This is a genomic window from Enterococcus sp. 2201sp1_2201st1_C11_2201SCRN_220225 (genome assembly GCF_040925905.1).
GTDB lineage: Bacteria > Bacillota > Bacilli > Lactobacillales > Enterococcaceae > Enterococcus_C > Enterococcus_C asini_A.
In genome coordinates, this window is the sequence record NZ_JBCOJC010000019.1 from 1 (window position 1) to 21,238 (window position 21,238).

Below are 21,238 nucleotides of genomic sequence, written 5' to 3' on the forward strand. Positions count from 1 at the left end.
CGCCTAAACCTTCCACAAATTCCAGCCCCGCTTTAGTTCCCATAGCATAAACCGAAGTGGACAACGCATCTCCGTCAATGGATTTATCAGTCACAATGGAAATGCCGGCAATGTCATTGTCAAAAGGATAACCGGTGCGAGAATCAAATAAATGGTGATATTTCTTGCCATCCACTTCCAAGAAACGTTCATAAATTCCGGAAGTTACCACGGTTTTATTGGCTTCTTTAATAGTCCCAACAGTGGTCCCCCGGGCTTGGTTAGGATCTTGAATCCCCACATTCCAAGGCTCATCTTCCCCACGTGGACTGTGCCCTAAGACAAAGACATTGCCTCCCAAATCTACAATAGCAGAAGTAACCCCTTCTTTTTTCAAGACTTTCACCGCTTCATCGGTAATATATCCCTTGGCGATGGCGCCTAGATCAATAATCATTCCTTTGTCTTGCAAAAATACCGTTTGCTCTTGGTCATCAAAAATCACTTTATGATAATCAATGTGTTGCAAAGCGTTGTCGATTTCAGATTGTTCTGGCTTTCTAGCATCATCAAAACCAATCCGCCACAATTGAGTAATTGCACCAATGGTCATATTGAAAGCTTCATTAGTTTCCTCACTGTAATCATAGGCCGTTTTCAATAGATGATAAACATCATCACTGACTTTGACCGGTTTGACCCCGGCTTGGGCATTTACTGCATCCACTTCAGAGCCTTCTTGGTTAATGGTAATTTTATCGGCTAAGGCTTTGATTCTGTCAAAAGCAGGCTTCAAAGCGTCCTCTTTTCCTTCATCATACACGCGAATCCGCACGTAAGTCCCCATTAAGAATTTTTCTTGGTAATAAGGATCTTCTCGCAAGGTGGTGGTTTCTTTTTGGCTTTGTTTGCAGCCAACTAACAAAAAGACCGAAGCCAAGGCGACTAGCAGCCAAATTTTTGCTTTTTTCATCATTTTCCTCATTTCTCATTTGCCTATTGCTTACTTATTTGCTAGTGGTATCATAGCTTGATTCAAATAAAAAGAAAAGGATGTTGCGTTCACCGCAACATCCCCGTTATTCATTTTAATACAAAATACATATTTTGCTTATTCAGTAACAAAGTTATCTACTGTAATTGGAGTAGTGTCACCTTTTTCAGCAGCGTTGATCAATTGTTCAGCATAAAGAATGAATGTGTGGTAGCTGTGAGTTGCCCCAGTTACAACGTCGATGTTAGCAGGAGAGCCTTCTTCTTCACCCATTGCTTTTACTAGACCTTCATTGAATTGTGCAATGTATTCTTTTGGTCCAATGCCAGCTTTGTCTTTCATGCTTGTTTCGTATTCAGTGTCGTCGGCTTTAGAGTTGCCGTCAGCATCTTTGTTGTCGTAGTTAGATTCAGTAATTTTACCACCAGCAACTGTGATTGAGAAGTCTACATGGTAGCCGTTTTTATCGTTCTTTTCAGTCAATGTGTATGTGCCATCTTTCAATTCAGCACCATTGTCGATTTGGATTTCTTCTGTGTTGCCAGCTTGAGCTGCTTGGATTAATTGTTGTGCGTAGTTTTGGAAAGCATCAAATGAATGAGTTGCCCCAGTTACCACATCAATAGAAGAAGGATTTTGTTTTGCTAACAATTCTTCGTTGAATTTGGCAATGTATTCTTTTGGTCCAATGCCAGCTTTTTCTTTCATGCTTGTTTCGTATTCTTCGTCGTCGGCTTTAGAGTTGCCATCAGCATCTTTGTAATCATAGTTAGATTCTGTGATTTTGCCGTCTTTTGTTGTGATTGAGAATTCTACATGGTAACCATTCTTATCATTTAATTCTTTCAAAGAGTAAGTACCATCTTGCATTGCTTCCCCAGCAACCACTTTTGCTTCAGATTCAGCAGTTGAAGATTCCGCTGTAGATGAGCTTGCAACTTCTGATGATGCTGCTGAAGAATCAGAAGAGCTACTGCTACCGTTATCTGAACTACATGCACCCAATACTAAGGCTGAAAAAGCCAAGGCTGTGAAGCCCGCAACAAATTTCTTTGCTTTCATTATTCTTTCCCCTTTTCATTCCAATAATTTCATTTCCGATGACAGAGCTTGTTAAAAAGTCTGTGATACAATTAACATTGTAGTTTTTTTTTGAAATAAGTCAACTAAAAACGATAACATTTTTCTTCCACAAATAATGGTCTATATATAGGACAAGGCATTTGGGCATTTTTTTGCGAACTGTTTTTTTCTAGTTAAAGAGTTAGCCTACTAACTTTATGGAAATTGTAAATTCTCAAACCTCCCTCTCATTGCCTTTTTATTCACAATATCAAAATGTTTTTTACTAAATTAAATAACTGATTTTAAAATCAAAGCAAAAGCAAACTTATCTGTCTTGTCATTTAATCTCTTGTTAAAAGAGCCTTTTTTTCTCATAGACAAGTTTTGCTTTCTGCTTTTTCCTATTTAGAAAAATAATTTACAAGTTTTCACGCACCAAATCTGTCGCGAAAATCCCTTTCTTTTTTCACAAATTCAACTATAAATAACAAATAATCAAATTCAATAATCAATTGTTTTTCACGAAAAAAGCGGTGAATCAATCTTTTTATTCAAGAAAAAGTGGTCTACCTGCTGCTTTAAAAGAACCGTCACAAACCGTTCATCCGGAAACCGAACCAATAGACAAATATTCAAAATGTCTGTATAATGGTGAAGATTGTGTAATCATTATCAATCCATATTTTATTTATTATTAAGGAGCGATTTACCATGGCAACCAAGAACATCGTCGTTGTCGGAGCTGGGTATGCCGGAGTGGCAGCTACCAAGTATATGTCAAAAAAATTGAAAAAGGATCACGATGTCAAGATTACGTTAATTGACCGTCATTCTTATCATACAATGATGACAGAATTACACGAAGTAGCTGGACATCGGGTAGACCCAACTGCGATCCAATACGATTTGAAACATCTGTTTAATCGTAATAAGAACGTGCAATTAGTGACAGATACAGTCACTGGCATTGACAAAGAAAAGAAAGTCATCAAAACCAAAGCAGGTAGCTACAACTTTGATTACCTACTTTTAGGGATGGGTGGCGAACCAAATGACTTCGGGACGCCCGGGGTAAAAGAACACGGCTTCACCATTTGGTCTTTTGAAGACGCTATGCGCATCAGAGAACACATTGAAGAAACCGTAGCAAAAGCAGCCCTTGAACCAGATGTAGCGGTTCGCAAAGCCATGTTGACCTTTGTCGTCTGTGGTGCCGGCTTTACCGGGATTGAAATGATTGGCGAATTAGTCGAATGGAAAGAGCGTCTTGCTAAAGACAATAAACTTGATCCAAATGAATTCAGCTTAAAAGTCGTGGAAGCAATGCCAACGATTTTGAATATGTTAAGCCGTAACGATGCTGATAAAGCCGTTCGTTACATGGAAAAGAAAAACGTCGAATTGGTCTTAAACTCACCAATCACTGAAGTAGCAAAAGACCATATCAACTTAAAAGACGGCAGCACCATTAACACCTACACTTTAATCTGGTCTGCTGGTGTGCGGGCAACAAGTGACGCTGCAGACTTTGGTTTGGAAAGCGCTCGGGGCCAACGTTTAGTTGCCAACGAATACATGGAAGCCAAAGGATATGAAGATAAAAATATCTACATCATCGGTGACCAATCCTACTACGAAGAAGAACCAAACAAACCAACTCCTCAAATCGTGCAAGCGGCCGAACAAACGGCGCACTGTGCCGCAGCCAATGTGGTTTCAGCGATTAAAGGCGACGGTCAAAAACACAAATTCAAGAGTAACTACCAAGGCTTCATGGTTTCCATCGGCTCTAAATGGGGCGTCGCTGAACTCTTCGGCAAAATCCATTTAAGCGGCTTTATGGCTATGATTATGAAACACATCGTCAACTTGAAATACTTCTTTGACATTCGTTCTGGTTACTATATGTTCCAATACATCATGCACGAATTCTTCCACATTAAAGACGACCGCAACGTGGCTCGTGGCCATTCTTCACGTTACGGCAACGTTTTGTGGAGCGTACCATTGCGAGTCTTCTACGGTTTGGTCTGGTTTGTAGAAGCCTTCAAGAAAATTGTCGGCAACGGCGAAGTCTTGAAACCTAGCACTTGGTTTGGGGAAGGTTCTTGGTTCACTGGTAACTCCGTTTTCCCATGGACTTGGGATTACGCTGCTAGTGCTACTGCCTCCACCGGCTCTTCTGCTGCCGATGCGGTAGGTGGCGCGTCTGCAACCGTAGCCTCCACAGTTGCTTCCACGGCCGATGTGGCTTCTGCCGCTTCTGGTGCTGGTGAAGCTGCTACGAATGGCGGTGGTGAAGCTGTTGCCCAAGCCGCTCACTTTGGTTTGAGCTATGCCTATGGTGAAGAACCAATGGCGGTCTTAGACAAAGCCCCTGATTGGTTCTCTAGCATTATGAAAGTCTTTATGCCAAATATGGACGTTGCCATGTTCTTCCAAAAATTCATGGTCTTCGTGGAAATCGGCATTGCCCTTTGTTTGATGGCTGGTTTGTTTACTTGGTTAATGAGCGGTACTACGATTATTCTCGTGGTCATGTTCTGTATGTCCGGGATGTTCTACTGGGTGAACATTTGGTTTATCCCTGTGGCCTTTGCCTTGATGAACGGCTCCGGTCGTGCCATTGGGCTTGACCGTTGGGTAATTCCTTGGATTCAAAAGAAACTGGGTAGATGGTGGTACGGCACACCGAAATCAATTTATGGCGATAAAAACGCCTAAGTAAAAAGTAATCAAAAATCCTAGGCCTCACGCCTAGGATTTTCTTTTGGTAAATAGTCAAGGTGAGTTGCTTCCTCAAGCTAGCCAACTACTTTTTATCTTATTCTATGCTAAAATAGCCTTTGAAATCGATGTAGAAAGGACAGTTATGAAATTTAAAGAGTTTGTCAAAAATAGTCGCTTACGCCCTTGGGATTTACCGATTATCCTCTTACTTTGTCTTCTCTCCTTTCTCCCTTTGGTGATTTTTGGGATTACAAGAAACACAAATGAGAACCAAAATGCCTCAGAAAAAGTGGCAGTCTTGCGGATTGACGGCAAAGAAATCAAGCGTTTTACATTAGCCTCAGACAAAAAAACTTACACTTATCGCTATGACGATGCCGATGGGGATTACAATATAATCGAAGTGGCCGGAGATAAAATCCGTATCAAGGAAGCCAACTGTGGCGACCAAGTCTGCGTGCGACGAGGCTGGGCAGAAAAAGATGGGGAAACAATCGTCTGTCTCCCCCATAAACTGGTAATCGAAATCCAAGACCAATCGACAGGAGGTGGAGATGACGGGCTGATTTATTAGCCAGTTTTCACTATGAATAAAAATCGTCGCTTAATCTTCATTTCCTTATTATGCGCTCAAGGCGTGGTCATTGGTCTATTGGAAAACATGATTCCCTATCCTTTTGCCTTTGCTCCTGGAGCCAAACTGGGCCTCGCCAACCTGATTACCATTATCGCCATCTTCACCATGCCCAAAAAAGAAAGCTTTCTCTTAGTTTGGATTCGCTTGATTCTCACCACTTTACTCGGTGGCACTACTTCTACTTTTTTATATAGTATGAGTGGCGCAATCTTAAGTTATTTTGGTATGCTTATAGTGAAATCTCTGGGACCGAAGCGGGTCAGCATTATCGGAATCAGTGCCACTGGCGGCTTTTTACACAATGTAGGCCAACTGGTCACCGCCTCGATGATCGCCGGTTCTTGGCAAGTCATGCTCTATTTGCCAATTCTTTCCTTTTTAGGCATTCTTTCTGGGATTGCCATTGGCATTGCCGCCAACTTCCTACTGGTGCGCGTGACCACTTTAGAAAAATTCCAACTGGATTATGAACGCCAGTCCCATCAAGAACACTGGCACATGAAATAAAGGAGTACACTTATGAAACTTCATCCTCTTTGGCAGGAATACCCCACCTTGCAAGGTGAGCTTTCAGAGACCCTTGCCTTAATGGAAAAAACCGTCAAATTAAAAAATAAACCGGTAGAAAAAGCCGTGCTAGATATGATTCACGCAGGAGGCAAACTGTTGCGCCCCGCTTATCAGCTACTTTTTTCTCGCTTCGGTCCCGAACAAGACCGACAAAAAGCCATCGCCCTGGCCGCTTCCATTGAGATGCTGCACACAGCGACTTTGATTCACGACGATATCGTAGACCAAGCCGACACTCGCCGTAATCTTCCCACTGTAGCTGCCCGCTTTGGGAACGATGTAGCTGTTTACGCCGGCGACTATCTCTTTGTCTGTTGTTTCAAACTCCTTGCAGACTACGCAGGTTCCCTTCGCAGTCTGCAACTGAACTCCCGTAGTATGGAAAAAATCTTGAACGGCGAACTGGGCCAAATGGACCGCCGTTATGATTTAGACATGACCGTCGCCGAATACTTGGACAATGTCTCCGGCAAAACCGCCGAACTCTTTGCCTTAAGTTGTACTGCCGGCGCTTTGGAAAGTGGCAATAGCGAAAAATTCGCCAAACAATGTGGGGAAATTGGCCTGAACATCGGCATTGCTTTCCAAATCATTGATGACATCTTGGATTATACCCAACCAGAAAGCCAAATCGGCAAGCCCGTCCTAGAAGACGTGCGCCAAGGAGTCTACTCCCTGCCACTGCTTTTGGCTATGGAAAAAAATCGCGCTGCTTTCACGCCCCTCTTAGAAAAAAGAGAAGCCATGACCGATGAGGACACCCAAGCAGTGTACCAGCTAGTCCAAGCACACGATGGCGTAACGCGCGCGCAAAAAGAAGCCAGCCGCTACACCCAAAAAGCCTTGAAAGCCATTGGCAAATTGCCCGATGATGAAGGGAATACCCGGGAGTTGTTGGAGCGGTTGACTAAGGAGATATTGGGGCGGAGGAATTAAAAAGGTGAGACTTACTTTCGGTGAATCACACATGTGGCAGTGGGAGCGATAAATGCCAAACAAAAAACGCGAAAATCTGTTGGTAGCTTTTAACAAGCTTGCCTTCAGATTTTCGCGTTTTCTTTATCTAGCTTACAGACCTAATTCTTGATCCAAAATTCCTTGAACCCGTTGCAGTTCTTCATCAGAGACGCGTTGGTAGCTGATATTGTCTTGCATGAAGCCTTCTCCTTGCATTTGTTCCGTCTTCACATTGGTAAAGGCATCCCGGTAATCCAAAGCGATGGTCTTCATGGTATCAAAGGTCATATCCGTCTTCATATTAGACTCCATGGCGTCTAAGACTTCTTGATACTTGGTGATTCCATCCAATGTTAACAACTTATTCACCACACCAAGCACAATTGTCCGTTGCCGCTCTTGACGCCCGTAGTCCCCTCGAGGATCATCATAGCGCATCCGAGAGTAAGACAAGGCCATATCGCCATCTAAGGTAATTTGCCCGTGCTTAAAGGTGTAATCATCTTGGGTAAACTCCATATCGTTGCCCACTGTGATGCCACCTACCGCATCCACCAGCTCTTTCAAGCCTTTCATATTAATGGCAACATAATGGTCAACAGGGATATCCAAGTAGCTAGCCACCGTATCCATGGACATTGCCGCCCCACCAAAAGCATAGGCATGGTTAATCTTGTCTTCCGTCCCATAGCCCACAATCGGCACATAAGTATCCCGAGGAATACTTACCAAAGTAGTCTTCTTGTCGCTAGGATTTACCGTAGCTACCATCATCGTATCCGAACGCCCTTGCTCCGTCCGACCTAAGTCTCCCGTATCAATCCCTAATAATAAAATCGAGAAAGCATCCTGATTTTTTAAGTCCACTTCTTTTTCCCGTCCGACTGATTCTGTCCGTTCTACCGATTCATAGGTATTGTCCACGGATCCTTTCACATCGAAGTACACCTTCAAGCCTAATCCCACTACAACCAAGGTGATGGCCACAATGATACCGATAATCCCTAAGATGATTTTCTTTCCTCTAGACAAGCAAACTCCTCTTTTCTCTATGGTAAATTGACTGTATTCGTCGCTACCGTTGTTTTTCTATTTTAAATGATAGCCATTGATAGATAAGTTGTCAAAGCATTCTTGCAAAAGGGAGTATCTGATTGGGCAATTACAAGGAAATGTTTACTTTTGACGAGGCGTTATTATTTTATCGCCACTTGCCGTAATCTTTCATGGATGTAAAGGACAAACAAAATGCCCAGATGTAAAAACCAAAAGAGAATGACCAACTCTAGTTTTTTCACAGACCATTGGAGTAAAATAATGTCCACTACTTGCCAAGGATCTGTAAGAAAATAAATCGAATGCAACCGAGGTGGAAAACGTCCAGCATAAATGCCCATAGAAGATAAGAAACAAATCCCTAGTAAAATCCCCCAAGATATCCAACTTTTTAAGCGATACTTTATTTGCAAAGCAGTCACCAAGGCTAATAACTGGGTAACCCCCCAAATAATATACGCAAACACTACGAGAAATAAAATAATCAACAACCCCCAAAGCCGCACACTAGGGACACTACCCACCGGGGAATAAATCGTCAGCATATCTGCGTGAATAATATCCGAAGCAAGGTAAGGGATATTAGGGAAAAACAAAAGCCAAAATGCTGCGAGAATCTTTTGTAGCCACGGACGATTGGTTCTTTGAATTTGAAAAGATAATTCAATCGGCACGTAGGCTAAAAAAGTATTTAAAGTTAAAAAGTAGAAAGTTGTTTGACTCATCAGTAGCATGATGAAGATGGTTAGTAGGCGGATGATGGTTTGTGGGGAGAGTTTTTGCAGTAGTTTCATCAAGCACGCTCCTTTGTAATAACTTTACGACGTAAATAAGCAAGCAAAATGAAAAAAATTTAAAATTAAGTCCTTCATCACTCTTAAAAACAAGATAATGAAGGACAATTCATTACACAGATTACTTTTGATATCTAATAATTTATTTATTTTGTTCTAGATCTTTCTTGATTTGAGTAGTAGAAATTTCAGGCGTACGTGGTAAGTAAACTACTTGCGCATCTGTTTCTTCTTCAATAAAGTCGAACTTTCCTGCCCAATCATCCCCCATAACGAAAGTGTCAATTTGATATAAAGAAATGTCTGGTACTTTTTGTTCCCACTCATTTTCTGGAATTACCAAATCAACATAGCGAATAGCTTCCAATAATTGCTTTCTTTTTTCATAAGAAAAATAGCATTTCTTTTGTTTTTTGGACCAGTTAAATTCATCCGTAGAAAGTGCAACTACAAGATAATCTCCTTGTTCTTTTGCTCTTTTCAATAAGTTGATGTGTCCATAATGTAATAAATCAAATGTTCCATAAGTAATAACTCTTTTCATTTTTTCTCCTTTAACCATTTTTTAAATTTGTTTTATTTAAGTGTAGATAATTTTCTACGCCATAAACTATATCCACAATAAGGTTACCATAAATAATAAATAAAGTGATGAACAATCTGCAGAAACGGAATGATTATTATTAATCCGGATTGTAAGATAGGTAAAAACTGCCGAATCCATTGTGGTACAAATATTGATGGCGATCCTAAGCAAGTTCCAATTATTGGTGACGACTGTTATATTGGACCTGGCGTAAAATTATTTGGACCCATTAAGATAGGAAATAACACAAAAATCGGAGCAATGCTGTGGTTAATTGTTAACGGTAACGATAAAATGTAGGAAAACCAACAATTTTAAATTGCCGTTTTCCTACATTTTTAGAATACAAGAATTCCAAAATAAAAGCTATCAATCCTTTATGTTTAATCTATAAATGACTTTCATTTTTCCCTTTGCTATATTTTAAATTTGGATAATAGCAAATTGTAGTGATAGCCACAGAGATACATCCATAAATAATGAAGCCCACTACAAATGAATTAATAATAAATATTTTTTTTATATTTACAATTATTAACATTACTCCTAATATAACAATAATAGAATAAATAATTTGAAATATTATTTGCTTTATTGGAATAACTATTCTGAGAAAATATAATATCGAAATCAAAAAAGATACTGATGATGCTAAATAGGCAAAAGAAGCTCCGGTGGCACCTAAATATTTTACAAGAAGTAGAGTTAAAACTATTAAAGTTAGCGAAGATATATATGTCGATTTTCTAAATTCTTTATCCTTCGACATAGAAAGTAGTAACCCTTTTCCCAATATATAACTAAGTGAGGTGCATATAAGAGATACTGAAGAAATTTTCATTATAATTATGACAGGCTCATATCCTCCCCCAAAAAAAATAGGTACAAAAAATTCAGTCACAGATAAAACTCCACAGATAAAAATAGTTGATATAAATGTGCCAATACTAGTTATTCTGCCTACCATATTTAGTGCTTCCTTATTTTTACCTTCTGAGATAAGATACGTTATTCTAGGCATGATAGCCGTTGTAACTGACTGTAATATTCCATTTAGCATTGTGACAATCTTCAAGCCTTGATCATATAATCCAGCTTGCGTGTAGCTACTAAAACTAGCTAGTATTACTCTTGAAACAACATTTTTTACCGAATCAACGGTTTGAGGTACAAGTAATCCAAAACTCTCTCTAAAATTTTCTTTTTTCATATTGACATTTTTTATTTGTTTAATGGATATGAAATTCTTCAATTGGAAAACCATTGTTAAATTTCCAACTAATACACCTAAAATATTTATTACCGTATATAATAAAAGATCAGCATTTGATTTCACAAACATAAAAATAAAAAGGATTGTAATTATTTTACTTATTGAATTTCTAAAAATATTCTTTTTAATTTCTTCTATGCCAATATAAAACCATGATATATCAAACAAACAAGATAGAATCAAAAAAGATTGATAAAAATAAACATTTTTATTACTTTTAATAAAAACAAATACAACTACAATGTATATAAAAAAGGATAATAACGTTGTCAGTGCCTGCATACACCATATATTAAAAAATTCAATCGATCTATCAATCATACTTTTCGTACGAGAGATTCTTCTAGATCCGAAGAAAGGGACACCAAAAGCAGCTATTTGCACAAAAAACATTGCTAAAGTATATGAAGTTCCGTACACTCCCAAACTATTAGGTGTAAATATTCTAGCTATATACGGAGTAGTGATTATTGGTCCAAGTAAGAACAGAAGTTGAAAAAGGCCACTAAAAACTACATTGCTCAAAAGTTTTTTATTACTTCTATCCATCGTATGCCTCCTGTGTCTATATATAGAACATTATCTAGCAATGCTCATAGGTCCTTCTGGATATGGATTCCACTCATCAGCAGACTCCTTACTATCAATAAAAGATAGGAGTCTTTCAACCGCAATTTTAGCCGACCACTCATCTTCTATTGATTTATAAGCAGCTAATTTCATTTCCCTAACCCTATCTTTTGACATAGTTAATGCTTCTTCAAGTGTTCGGGAAAACGAATCAACAGAATCATCATAAATAAAACCATTTCTTCTATCATTTATTAAAAATCCTGTACTCCCAGCTGTTTTGTTTGCAATCGGTATACATCCATTTCCCAAGCTTTCATTCAATACTGCACCCCAGCCTTCACCGATATCACTGGTAAACAAAAATAAATCTGATTTTCTCATTTCACGTTGTACTTCGTCTGAGCTTACTGTTTTCTTAAAAGTTATGAAATGATCCAATCCTTCCTCTATGACCTTACTCTTTAGACATTGGAGTTCTGGACCGTTTCCAATAGCAGTAATTTTCGCTGAAATGTTCCTTTTACGAAGTATTTTTGCAGTATATATAATATATTCTGGATGCTTCCACTCGATCATACGTCCTACCCAAAGTATATTCGTTATATATCCAGAGATATCCAGATTTCCTTCATTGAAAATTGTAGGGAAATATCCCCATTTATAAGATTTTCTAAAAAAAGATTTACATTTTCTCATGTCAGAAGCGGCATGTGAACTTGCAGATAATAAGTAAACTTCCCTATTACGTATTTTTAAATTCCTTAAAAAGTACTTTACTACTCTAATTAAATCCCATTTTCCGCCTTTTAAAATATGTTCTGATACCCTAAAAATTAATCCGTTTTGTCTTAATTTTGATTTTATATACTTATCCTTTGCAGCTCCTTGAATTATTACATCACACTCTTTTAAAAGGAAAAGCAATTTATCTTCTGATATTTTAGTATACGTATCGTTATACAATGAATATAAATACGGTAAGTCTACAAAATCTGACAATTCCCCTCCTTTAAGGGACTGGTTAGATCTTATCTGTTCGGTTTCTACAAACATAAAATCATCCCCAAGATGATAATATAACTCATCAGTGATAGATTTTACATGATGATTCATAAAATTTGAAATATAGATTAACTTCATTTTTTGACCTACTCATTTTCTATAATTGCTAGTTCTTTCAAAAGTAATTCAGAATTTTTGGGTGCATTATCATAGTTCTGAAATAATTCTTTTTGATTTATAATTACTTTTTTCATTTTAGCAATTTCATTTTCATTAGTTAAATCTGACAAAAAATGCATTAACTGAAACATATCTTTTATTTCATATCCATCTATCTTATCCTCTACCTCTTTAATAAACCCGCGAGTCTCCCCATATATAGCTTCATCCGCTAATACCAAGCCAATTGGCTTTTCGAGTAAAAGATAATCAAAATATATAGATGAATAGTCTGTAATTAATGCACATGTCTCTGATAAAACGGGATAAAAATTTTCAGGAAACAATTGATTATTAAACCCTGCAATTTTTATATTTTTACAAGTTATATTAACCGATTCAACAACCTCATCTTGATTCAAAGCATCCATTGGATGAAGTTTTATTAATAAATTAAGTTTGATTTCACTCAAAAAGTTATCTAAATTAGATATATCATCGATATTCACAATAGATAAGAAATCAGAAGGAGATCCATCTATGTTTTTACCAGAATAAATATTTTTTCGAAATGTTGGCATCCAAATCACAGTCTGATAATCATTAAAAAACAAATCATTAAAACTAAAAGTAGACTTTTGAAAAAGCAAATCATTTCGCGGAGAGCCTATTTTTAGTACTTTTTCTTTGCTTATACCAAAAGCTGTGGCAAGTGGTTCAATGAAAATCCCACTGTTTCCAATAGTAAAATCAAAATTAAAATTGACATTAGAATCGGTGAAATGCCCAATTTTTTTAAGGGGCATTCCATGCCATAAGTTAATTTTTTTTTGCCAAGGTAAACTAGGAATTTTTTCAAATAACCCATGAGTATAAAATATATAATCCGACAATAGATAACTCATCATACCTTTGATTGTATTTTTTTTTATAAAGTGAACGTTTTCTGGTTTATCCAAAATTTGAGCACATAAATTTTTTCCGATTTGAGCTTCTTCGTTATTTTTACATAACCATACATATTTGCCTTTTACTTCTTTTTTACCCAATTCACTCAAAATAGCAAATGTATTATCTGTAAGGAGCCCTCCACCGCAAAATACAAATTTTTTCATATTACACTATACTCCTTATTAATATTTGATTCTTCTTTTATAGAAATAAAAATTACGCAGAGAAAAAACAAAGAAAATAATGAAGTTGAAACTAACAAAGTATGTTCAAATAATGATGATGAAATCATCGTTACAAAACAAAAAATAGCCGTTCTATTGCTCCAACCAATTCTTGAAAAGAACCACGCTAGTATAGCAATTACTTGGGTCAAACCAACGATGCCAATAGTAGTAATAAAATATATCGGAGAATTATCCGTATCTAAAAATGTCCCAAGATACGTCGAATATAGAGCAGAAGAATTTAAATTCCCTACCCCCCACAAAATGTAACCATTCATAATCAAATAATTTATTGTAGAACGTTGTCTCTCTAACCTGGAGCTCGTTAATTTATTTAAACTATAATAATCAAATCCAATTCCAGATGAAGTTAATTTATAATAAATAAACAAAAGAGTTAGTGTCCCTGTAAAACATATTATTACTATAGAAAGTCTGGGTGGTATTTTGTGATAAATTGATAATAAAATTAATACCAAACCTCCTATTATTGGAGATAATAGTGCTGTTCGTGATCCTGAATTAATAATAACAAGCATATAAAAGAAAAAACAAACTATATCTGCAATTTTAAAAGAATAATGAAAAAACTTAATTACTATTATAACTAATCCTATCGTAGCTATTAAACCTGCTACATTTGGATTAGTAAATCCTAGATATGCACGATTAGTTCTGGTATTTTCAATCATATTAATAAGCATTTGATAAATATTTAAACTTAATTCATTCGAAATAACAACATTAATTAACAAAGATATCAAAACACCATAGTTCGTCACCCTGCAAAACTCTAATATATTAGGAAAAAATTCAATAATCGATATAGTCAAAAAAATAAATAATAAGAATGAAATACTATAGATAAATACTCCTCTCACATTTAATATATATTTTTCTGCCAATATTAAAATCAGTGGTATTAAAAAAAACGGAATTGAAATTGATAGTATTGGATAATAATTCTTCAGATTTATTTTTCTACCAATTAGAGAAGTAAGTAGCAAAAATGAAAATACATATTTGATTATACTACCTATTCCAGAAAAATTAGTAGATAAATCAAATATATAACCAGCTAACATAATTATATATACATAACGATAAAACTTTTTTACCATAACGTCTCCTCAATAGAATACACGGGCTATTTTCATTTAAAAATTATCGTGCTTAATAAACTATTCTCTTGACTATCCTCAGCCATATATTCTTTAGTTAAATCTAATTCTTTTGTGATTTTCTTCTCCATCAACGTCGCTAATTCCTCAGCATCTGATACATCAAAGAAAAAAGAATTTGGGTAATTTTCCAAAATTTCCTTGGAAAACTCAGTTTTAGAAGCAAAAATAGCACTTCCACACATTTTTGCTTCTTTTAAAGGTAATCCGTATGATTCAATATAGGATGGAAAAATCAATGTACTTTTCATATAATATTTCCAAACATCTTCCTTATCAATTTTTCCCAAAAACACATACTTATTTTTATTGTCGATGAAATTCTTTGGACTATTAATTGTAAGTATAACTTTAAAATTTTGAAATCCTTTTTTTTCTAAAATATCAACAGCCTGATATATAAGCTTATGATTTTTATACAAAAGATCACTGGCTGGATAGAAAAAATAATTATCGCCTTGATTATCTTCTCGTTTGATATTCCCTAGATGAGATATCTTTGGAGATACTGTAGTTGTATTGTTACTTGGAAATTCTTCAGCAAATATTCTTTTTAACCATTTTGATTGAACAATAATATCAGCTTTACTTTTCTTCACAGTATACCTGATAATACCTCCAATAAACTTTTGGTATATTGCATATATTCTCTCTGATTTTTTAAAAAAAGAAAAATTCTTTTCTTTTTGAAAAGGAAGTACTTGATGAATATACACAAATTTTTTGCAATTAACTCCTAACGTAACCGTATTCTGGAGTGACAAGTAGATATCTGGATCAAATTTATTTATAATATTTTTACCAGTAAACAGTTCAAATTTAAGTCGTTTACTCCAACTAGACTTAACATCAGGAAAAGTAATTATCCTTATATTACTTGTTTCTTTCAAATATTTATCTCCAAGCAAAAAAATCCATTCATTTTCATCACTAGTATTAAGAACTTCATGATAAAAATTATTCAAAACCGACATTGCACCTCCTGCTGAGGCAGCAATATCATTAACTACTATTCTCACTTACTCCACACCACTCTATTCACATAATCTGTATAACTCAAAATAATCCTCAACACTTTTTCTGAAACATTCGGCATTGAGTAATCAGAAACATGTCGCAAAGTTTCTCTTTCTTGGGTTTCTAAGACTTCTAATCCTTGCAAAATACGTTCTTTCTCTAACCCAACCATCATGACACTTGCTTCTTCCATCGCTTCTGGACGTTCATGTGCCTGACGGATGTTTAGAGCGCGAAATTGTAAAATAGATGATTCTTCACTAATGGTACCACTATCGCTTAAAACAGCTTTAGCATTGATTTGTAATTTATTATAATCATTAAAGCCCATTGGTTTCATAGTTTGAACTAAATCATGGAATTTAACACCTTTAGCCTCAATCATCTTCATTGTCCGAGGATGAGTACTGATAATAATTGGCAATTGAAAAATTTCAGCAACTGCATTCAGACTATCCACTAAATTCAAGAAATTTTCTTCAGAGCTAATATTTTCTTCACGGTGAGCAGAGACTACAAAGTATTGATCTTTTTGTAAACCCAGTCGAGTCAGAATATCAGAGCTTTCAATATCAGCTTTTCTTGAATTCAAGACTTCAAACATTGGACTCCCAGTTTTGATGATTCGATCTGCTGGAAGTCCTTCTCGGAGTAAGTATTCACGGGCAATATCACTGTACGTTAAGTTGATATCTGAAGTGTGGTCTACAATTTTACGGTTGGTTTCTTCTGGTACTCGTTGATCAAAACAACGATTGCCAGCTTCCATATGAAAAATTGGAATGTGACGACGTTTGGCAGCAATAGCGCATAAGCAACTATTAGTATCCCCTAAAACTAAGAAGGCATCTGGCTTTACTTCTTCTAAAATGGGATCAATCTTAATTAAAATATTTCCTACTGTTTCAATCGCTGTTCCTACCGCAGCATTCAAGAAGTAATCAGGTTTTTTTAATTTAAAATCTTCAAAAAACACTTCATTTAGTTCATAGTCATAGTTTTGACCAGTGTGCACTAAGATATGTTCGATAGCTTCAGATTCATCCAATTTATTGATTACTGCTGATAGTCGGATAATTTCAGGTCGAGTACCGACAACCGTCATCACTTTCAATTTTTTCACAATTAAACCTCCACGTAATAAGTATCAGGATTTTCAGGATCAAATGGTTCATTTACCCACATTAGGGTCACCATATCTGCGTCTCCTAAATTTTCAATATTATGAGTATATCCTACAGGAATATCCACAACTTCTAGTTTTTCACCAGAAACAAAATATTCAATTACTTCTTCACTATCAATCTTTCTGAATCGAATCACACCCGTACCACTAACAACTAAGAATTTTTCATTCTTTGTATGATGCCAATGATTTCCTTTGGTGATACCGTGTTTGGAAATATTGATTGAAACTTGTCCTCGATCAGGCGTCCGTAAGACTTCAGTAAATGAACCCCGTTGGTCAACATTCATTTTCAAAGGATAGCTAAACTCATCTTCTGGTAAAAAACTCAGATAAGTGCTATACAAATTTTTTTCAATTCGACGATCCAGTTTCGGCAAAGCTAATGTTTTCCGACTTTCTTTAAATGAAACAATTAAATCTCGAAGCTCGCCTACTGAAAGAGGATCGATTTCTGGAACTGTTCCATAACCAGCTTCAATAGTTGGCTTACCGTTGAGACAACGAATCAATTCTTTTACTACATCATCGATATAGCACAAATCAATCATTGAGGAAGAATCATTCACGGTAATTTCTTCCCCGCGAGCTACCTTATAACAGAATGTTGCCACGACTGTATTGTAGTTAGGTCGTGACCATTTCCCATAAAGATTGGCAAAACGGTAAATATAGACTGGTGAATCAGTTTCTTTTCCATAAGCTTGTAATAGTTCTTCTCCCGCCCGCTTACTTTCTCCATAAGGATTCTCTAAGGCTGCTTGAATGGAAGAAGATAGCATTACTGGACAAGAATTGCTGGATTTCTTTAAGAGACCCAACAATTCTGAAGTAAAGCCAAAGTTCCCTGTCATAAATTCTTCGTTATTTTCAGGACGATTTACTCCCGCCAAATGAAAAACAAACTCCGCCTTTTGGCAGTATTCTACTAATAAGTCTTTAGGAGTATCTAAATCAAATTCATAAAGTTCATGATTACCTTGGTTATTTAACTCGGCAATCAAATTTTTACCGACAAAACCTTTAGAACCAGTAACTAGTATTCTCATCGATTATTCCACGCCTTTAATTCTTCTTGAACTAAGTCTAATTCAAGCAATTTTTCTTTGATTTCTTCAACAGATAAACGGTAAGTATTATCTGAATTGTATTCTTCGTCTTGTGATAACGCTTGTTGACCATCAACAAAATATTTGTCATAGTTTAAGTCACGTTTATCAGCTGGTACACGATAGAAACCATCCATATCCTTCGCTACAAAAAATTCTTCACGAGTCATTAGCGTTTCAAACCGTTTTTCACCATGACGAGTACCAATGATATGAACTTCATTATCAGCATTGAATAATTCTTTCACCGCTTGAGCCAAGTCACGAATTGTAGAAGCCGGTGATTTTTGAACCATAATGTCACCAGGGTTCGCATTTTCAAATGCAAATTCTACTAATTCAACAGCTTCTTTTAAATTCATCAAGAAACGAGTCATATCAGGGTCAGTAACAGTTAGTGGCTTTCCTTCTTTGATTTGTTCGATAAACAATGGAATAACTGAGCCACGAGAAGCCATTACATTTCCGTAACGAGTACAGCAAATTGTTGTACCAGAATCTTCCACAGAGCGAGCTTTTGCAACGATAACTTTTTCCATCATTGCTTTGGAAATACCCATTGCATTGATTGGGTAAGCTGCTTTATCAGTTGATAAGCAAATTACTTTTTTTACGTCTGCTTCAACAGCCGCAGTTAAGACATTTTCAGTTCCAAGGATGTTGGTTTTAACAGCTTCAATCGGGAAAAATTCACAAGAAGGGACTTGTTTCAAAGCTGCTGCATGGAAGACATAATCTACACCACGCATAGCATTTCTCACACTATCAATATCACGAACATTCCCAATGTAGAATTTCAATTTATCGTTGTTGTAATGTTTTCGCATATCGTCTTGTTTCTTTTCATCACGAGAAAAGATACGAATCTCCTTAATTTCTGAATCAAGGAATTTTTCCATTACCGCATTTCCGAATGAACCTGTACCACCGGTGATTAATAAAGTTTTGTTTTCTAACATTTTCTTCGCTCTCCTCAACTAAAATGTTTCATAATTATATTATAACTATTTTGTACATGGAAATGATCTTTTAAAAATTCATAGGATTTATCCCCCATTTTTCTTCTAAGCTCTGAATTATAGAGCAATTCAATATTATCAGCCAGTTCGTCAACATCCCCATGTTCTGACCATTTTCCAAATCCACCTGACTCAATCATTTCTTTCAAATCTGTACTTCTATCAGTTGCTGCTATTACTGGTAATCCTTTTTCCATATATCCTAAAAGCCTTGATGGAATATTAGGTATTGAAAATCTCCTATCTAAAAAAATAAGTCCAACATCTGAACATACCTCAATTTCATTATATTCATCTCGTGAAACTCGATTGAGGAATAAAACGTTCGTTAAGTGATTATCCATTACAAAGTTAGAGACCTTTTTTGCCTCAGTTCCTGATCCCACAATCACAAAAAAACTTTTTTCTTTGTTAGTCTTCTTTAAGAACTCAAGTAAAAAATCTACTCCTTGAGGCTTGCCTAAATTTCCTCCATAAATGAAGATTGTCTGCTCATCTAATATTCTATACTTATTTCGAAACTGTTTTTTCCTATTATCTATTTCATTCGAGTTTCTATATTCTAAATTATTTAACTCTATTGAATTCGGATTGATTTCTACCTTTATTGGGTCAATCGAATTGTGATTTAGTAAATACTCGACATTTTTTGGGGACATACAACCTATATAATCAGAAATTTGATATAATTTTTTCTCCTTTCTTCTAAAAAAATGGTAAATAGGCCCATTATTTTTAATGAGGTTTAAATCAACAGCATTCTGAGGAAAAATATCTTTTAATAAGAGATAACTTTTTGCTAAATCCCTCTTTTTTACATAACGAATCACTTTTTCGAAAGTAATTGGAGGTGTAGCATATAAAACCATATCAAATTTTTCGTTTGAGAAATATTCTTTTATGGCTTCAATATATTGATATTCAAGTAACATTTGAGAAATACCCTTTTCTATTGGATTCGTTTTGGTAATATTTCCAGTTTTTACTCGAAGAATTTGAAGATTTTTCTCCTCAATGAATTCCGTTTTCCCACCTTCTCTTTTCTGTTTAGCAGTAATTACACTCACAGAATGATTATTTTCTATAAATTGTCTCAACAAATCGGTATAAATTCCTGGTTGGTTGATATCAGCAATCGTAGATATCGTTAAGAACAAGATTTTCATCTCTTAATTACCACCTTACACTAATGAAGACTTTTTATTGTAACTTCATTATATTTCATCATATAAATTCCAGATTTATAAGTTAGATATTGTTTTTTTTGAAGAGTCTCTCCAATATTTTTTATAGTGTAACTCATGAAGTTAACACCACATTCATATGCGTGAGGATACCCACCACCAAATCTCGGATTGATTTCAGAAACATAATAATGCCCGTTCTTTTCAAAAATATCTATATCAATAGGTCCAAAAAATCCTTGTGATTTACTAACAAATTGTTTTACTAAATCTGAAATTTCTTCATTTATAATAGAAACAGATTTATCGGTCTCCCCAGCTCTCATCTTAATTTTTTTCTTAATGAAAAAATCAATTAGATCACCGGTAACTAAATCAATATAGCAATCTACACCGTATTCAGCTCCATCCATGTTTTCTTGAATCATCAAATCTAAATTGGAAGTGTCAAAAAGATTCGATAAACTGTTGTACGTATCCACTTTACTAATACCAATACTAGCGCTACCTGATATAGGTTTAACAAAAACAGGAAAGCTTATTTTTTTATCATCATAGTCCCTTTTAAAAGAATCAATTGAAAAATAGCTTTTTTGTGTTGGAATATCTATCTCGTTAAAATATTGATACATGGCTTTTTTATTTAAGCACCTCTTTGCCATTTCAAAACTTGGTCCTATGACTTTGATTCCATTAGTTTCAAAAAGCTCTTTATTTTTTGCAATAATAGTGAGTTCTGTATCTATCAAGGATAGCAAAAAGGACACCTTTTTATTTTTACAAATATTCAAAAGAACATCAATATAATCTGGAGCTGTAAACTCCGGAATGATAAAGAATTCATCGCACTCATATAATGCTGGAGCTAACTTGCTTGCATCCGCGCCATAGATTTTTCCACCTATAGGTTCTAGCTCTTTTTTAAAGTATTGAATTATCTTATTTCTAGTTCCACAACTTAATATTAACCCATTCATGTCGATGTCCTC

The 21,238-nt window shown here is 35.7% G+C and carries 20 protein-coding genes; 5 read left to right on the top strand and 15 right to left on the bottom strand.

The genetic code is table 11. The annotated features are described in order from the left end of the window. Together AB5754_RS06725 and pplA are read right to left on the bottom strand one after the other, a co-directional pair. The coding region (locus tag AB5754_RS06725) for an FAD:protein FMN transferase (RefSeq protein WP_368259521.1) at positions 1 to 952 on the bottom strand (952 nt) is incomplete at its 3' end. Positions 953 to 1,090: 138 nt separating this feature from the next. Further along, positions 1,091 to 2,035, bottom strand: a complete 945-nt coding sequence (pplA, locus tag AB5754_RS06730; protein ID WP_368251047.1) for an extracellular electron transfer flavoprotein PplA — start codon at positions 2,033 to 2,035, stop codon at positions 1,091 to 1,093. A 714-nt stretch (positions 2,036 to 2,749) separates the two neighbouring features. Between pplA and AB5754_RS06735 the strand changes: the two genes are divergently transcribed. The 4 genes from AB5754_RS06735 (at position 2,750) to AB5754_RS06750 (ending at position 6,911) form a co-directional block, all read left to right on the top strand. Continuing rightward, complete coding sequence (locus tag AB5754_RS06735) at positions 2,750 to 4,762, top strand: FAD-dependent oxidoreductase (protein ID WP_368251046.1); 2,013 nt, start codon at positions 2,750 to 2,752, stop codon at positions 4,760 to 4,762. Between the two features lie 148 nt (positions 4,763 to 4,910). Next, a complete protein-coding gene (locus AB5754_RS06740) occupies positions 4,911 to 5,342 on the top strand; it encodes a NusG domain II-containing protein (RefSeq protein ID WP_368251045.1) in 432 nt (143 codons plus the stop codon). Between the two features lie 12 nt (positions 5,343 to 5,354). Next, positions 5,355 to 5,912, top strand: a complete 558-nt coding sequence (locus AB5754_RS06745; RefSeq protein ID WP_368251044.1) for a Gx transporter family protein — start codon at positions 5,355 to 5,357, stop codon at positions 5,910 to 5,912. A gap of 12 nt (positions 5,913 to 5,924) precedes the next feature. Then, positions 5,925 to 6,911, top strand: coding sequence for a polyprenyl synthetase family protein (locus AB5754_RS06750; RefSeq protein WP_368251043.1), 987 nt, complete (start codon positions 5,925 to 5,927; stop codon positions 6,909 to 6,911). Positions 6,912 to 7,043: 132 nt separating this feature from the next. On the opposite strand, the gene AB5754_RS06755 is transcribed toward AB5754_RS06750, so the two are convergent. The 3 genes from AB5754_RS06755 to tagD all read right to left on the bottom strand — a co-directional run bounded on the left by AB5754_RS06755 (position 7,044) and on the right by tagD (position 9,326). After that, a complete protein-coding gene (locus tag AB5754_RS06755; RefSeq protein ID WP_368251042.1) occupies positions 7,044 to 7,964 on the bottom strand; it encodes an LCP family protein in 921 nt (306 codons plus the stop codon). 164 nt (positions 7,965 to 8,128) lie between these two features. Then, positions 8,129 to 8,782 carry a DUF1361 domain-containing protein gene (locus AB5754_RS06760; protein ID WP_368251041.1) on the bottom strand — a complete coding sequence of 218 codons (654 nt, stop codon included), beginning with the start codon at positions 8,780 to 8,782 and terminating at the stop codon, positions 8,129 to 8,131. A gap of 142 nt (positions 8,783 to 8,924) precedes the next feature. Then, a complete protein-coding gene (gene tagD, locus AB5754_RS06765; protein ID WP_368251040.1) occupies positions 8,925 to 9,326 on the bottom strand; it encodes a glycerol-3-phosphate cytidylyltransferase in 402 nt (133 codons plus the stop codon). Between the two features lie 129 nt (positions 9,327 to 9,455). On the opposite strand from tagD, the gene AB5754_RS06770 reads away from it, so the two are divergent. Beyond that, positions 9,456 to 9,668: a hypothetical protein gene (locus AB5754_RS06770; RefSeq protein ID WP_368251039.1), complete on the top strand. Its 213-nt coding sequence runs from the start codon at positions 9,456 to 9,458 to the stop codon at positions 9,666 to 9,668. A gap of 88 nt (positions 9,669 to 9,756) precedes the next feature. Here the strand turns inward: AB5754_RS06770 and AB5754_RS06775 are convergent, their stop codons facing one another. Genes AB5754_RS06775 through AB5754_RS06820 form a run of 10 tightly spaced genes read right to left on the bottom strand, consistent with a single transcriptional unit; the run spans position 9,757 to position 21,226 of the window. Beyond that, positions 9,757 to 11,190, bottom strand: coding sequence for a lipopolysaccharide biosynthesis protein (locus AB5754_RS06775; RefSeq protein ID WP_368251037.1), 1,434 nt, complete (start codon positions 11,188 to 11,190; stop codon positions 9,757 to 9,759). A gap of 30 nt (positions 11,191 to 11,220) precedes the next feature. Further along, positions 11,221 to 12,354: a glycosyltransferase family 4 protein gene (locus AB5754_RS06780; protein ID WP_368251035.1), complete on the bottom strand. Its 1,134-nt coding sequence runs from the start codon at positions 12,352 to 12,354 to the stop codon at positions 11,221 to 11,223. A gap of 8 nt (positions 12,355 to 12,362) precedes the next feature. Then, complete coding sequence (locus AB5754_RS06785) at positions 12,363 to 13,490, bottom strand: CDP-glycerol glycerophosphotransferase family protein (RefSeq protein WP_368251034.1); 1,128 nt, start codon at positions 13,488 to 13,490, stop codon at positions 12,363 to 12,365. Further along, the gene (locus AB5754_RS06790; protein ID WP_368259522.1) at positions 13,487 to 14,674 is read right to left on the bottom strand and encodes an O-antigen ligase family protein; all 1,188 of its coding nucleotides are present in this window, start codon (positions 14,672 to 14,674) and stop codon (positions 13,487 to 13,489) included. Before AB5754_RS06790 ends, AB5754_RS06785 begins: the two co-directional genes overlap by 4 nt. A gap of 32 nt (positions 14,675 to 14,706) precedes the next feature. Further along, on the bottom strand, positions 14,707 to 15,753 hold the full coding sequence (locus tag AB5754_RS06795; RefSeq protein WP_368251032.1) for a glycosyltransferase: 1,047 nt from the start codon (positions 15,751 to 15,753) through the stop codon (positions 14,707 to 14,709). After that, entirely contained in the window at positions 15,750 to 16,874 is a 1,125-nt protein-coding gene (gene wecB, locus AB5754_RS06800) for a non-hydrolyzing UDP-N-acetylglucosamine 2-epimerase (protein ID WP_368251031.1), read from the bottom strand. Before wecB ends, AB5754_RS06795 begins: the two co-directional genes overlap by 4 nt. Before the next feature lie 2 nt (positions 16,875 to 16,876). Next, the gene (locus AB5754_RS06805) at positions 16,877 to 17,986 is read right to left on the bottom strand and encodes a capsular polysaccharide biosynthesis protein CapF (protein ID WP_368251029.1); all 1,110 of its coding nucleotides are present in this window, start codon (positions 17,984 to 17,986) and stop codon (positions 16,877 to 16,879) included. Further along, positions 17,983 to 19,005 (bottom strand): polysaccharide biosynthesis protein, encoded by a 1,023-nt coding sequence (locus AB5754_RS06810; protein ID WP_368251028.1) that lies wholly within the window; start codon positions 19,003 to 19,005, stop codon positions 17,983 to 17,985. The genes AB5754_RS06805 and AB5754_RS06810 overlap by 4 nt, the downstream gene beginning before the upstream one ends. Positions 19,006 to 19,019: 14 nt before the next feature. Next, positions 19,020 to 20,231, bottom strand: coding sequence for a glycosyltransferase family 4 protein (locus tag AB5754_RS06815; protein ID WP_368259523.1), 1,212 nt, complete (start codon positions 20,229 to 20,231; stop codon positions 19,020 to 19,022). A 20-nt stretch (positions 20,232 to 20,251) separates the two neighbouring features. Then, positions 20,252 to 21,226 carry an ATP-grasp domain-containing protein gene (locus AB5754_RS06820; protein ID WP_368251834.1) on the bottom strand — a complete coding sequence of 325 codons (975 nt, stop codon included), beginning with the start codon at positions 21,224 to 21,226 and terminating at the stop codon, positions 20,252 to 20,254. Positions 21,227 to 21,238 lie beyond the last annotated feature (12 nt).

Bases quoted from the DNA above. Each gene is read 5' to 3' on its own strand.
- AB5754_RS06815 (WP_368259523.1), bottom strand. From the start codon at position 20,231: ATGAAAATCTTGTTCTTAACGATATCTACGATTGCTGATATCAACCAA.
- AB5754_RS06810 (WP_368251028.1), bottom strand. From the start codon at position 19,005: ATGTTAGAAAACAAAACTTTATTAATCACCGGTGGTACAGGTTCATTC.
- AB5754_RS06785 (WP_368251034.1), bottom strand. From the start codon at position 13,490: ATGAAAAAATTTGTATTTTGCGGTGGAGGGCTCCTTACAGATAATACA.
- AB5754_RS06780 (WP_368251035.1), bottom strand. From the start codon at position 12,354: ATGAAGTTAATCTATATTTCAAATTTTATGAATCATCATGTAAAATCT.
- AB5754_RS06805 (WP_368251029.1), bottom strand. From the start codon at position 17,986: ATGAGAATACTAGTTACTGGTTCTAAAGGTTTTGTCGGTAAAAATTTG.
- tagD (WP_368251040.1), bottom strand. From the start codon at position 9,326: ATGAAAAGAGTTATTACTTATGGAACATTTGATTTATTACATTATGGA.
- AB5754_RS06770 (WP_368251039.1), top strand. From the start codon at position 9,456: ATGATTATTATTAATCCGGATTGTAAGATAGGTAAAAACTGCCGAATC.
- AB5754_RS06820 (WP_368251834.1), bottom strand. From the start codon at position 21,226: ATGAATGGGTTAATATTAAGTTGTGGAACTAGAAATAAGATAATTCAA.
- AB5754_RS06775 (WP_368251037.1), bottom strand. From the start codon at position 11,190: ATGGATAGAAGTAATAAAAAACTTTTGAGCAATGTAGTTTTTAGTGGC.
- AB5754_RS06760 (WP_368251041.1), bottom strand. From the start codon at position 8,782: ATGAAACTACTGCAAAAACTCTCCCCACAAACCATCATCCGCCTACTA.
- AB5754_RS06745 (WP_368251044.1), top strand. From the start codon at position 5,355: ATGAATAAAAATCGTCGCTTAATCTTCATTTCCTTATTATGCGCTCAA.
- AB5754_RS06740 (WP_368251045.1), top strand. From the start codon at position 4,911: ATGAAATTTAAAGAGTTTGTCAAAAATAGTCGCTTACGCCCTTGGGAT.
- AB5754_RS06790 (WP_368259522.1), bottom strand. From the start codon at position 14,674: ATGGTAAAAAAGTTTTATCGTTATGTATATATAATTATGTTAGCTGGT.
- pplA (WP_368251047.1), bottom strand. From the start codon at position 2,035: ATGAAAGCAAAGAAATTTGTTGCGGGCTTCACAGCCTTGGCTTTTTCA.
- AB5754_RS06750 (WP_368251043.1), top strand. From the start codon at position 5,925: ATGAAACTTCATCCTCTTTGGCAGGAATACCCCACCTTGCAAGGTGAG.
- AB5754_RS06735 (WP_368251046.1), top strand. From the start codon at position 2,750: ATGGCAACCAAGAACATCGTCGTTGTCGGAGCTGGGTATGCCGGAGTG.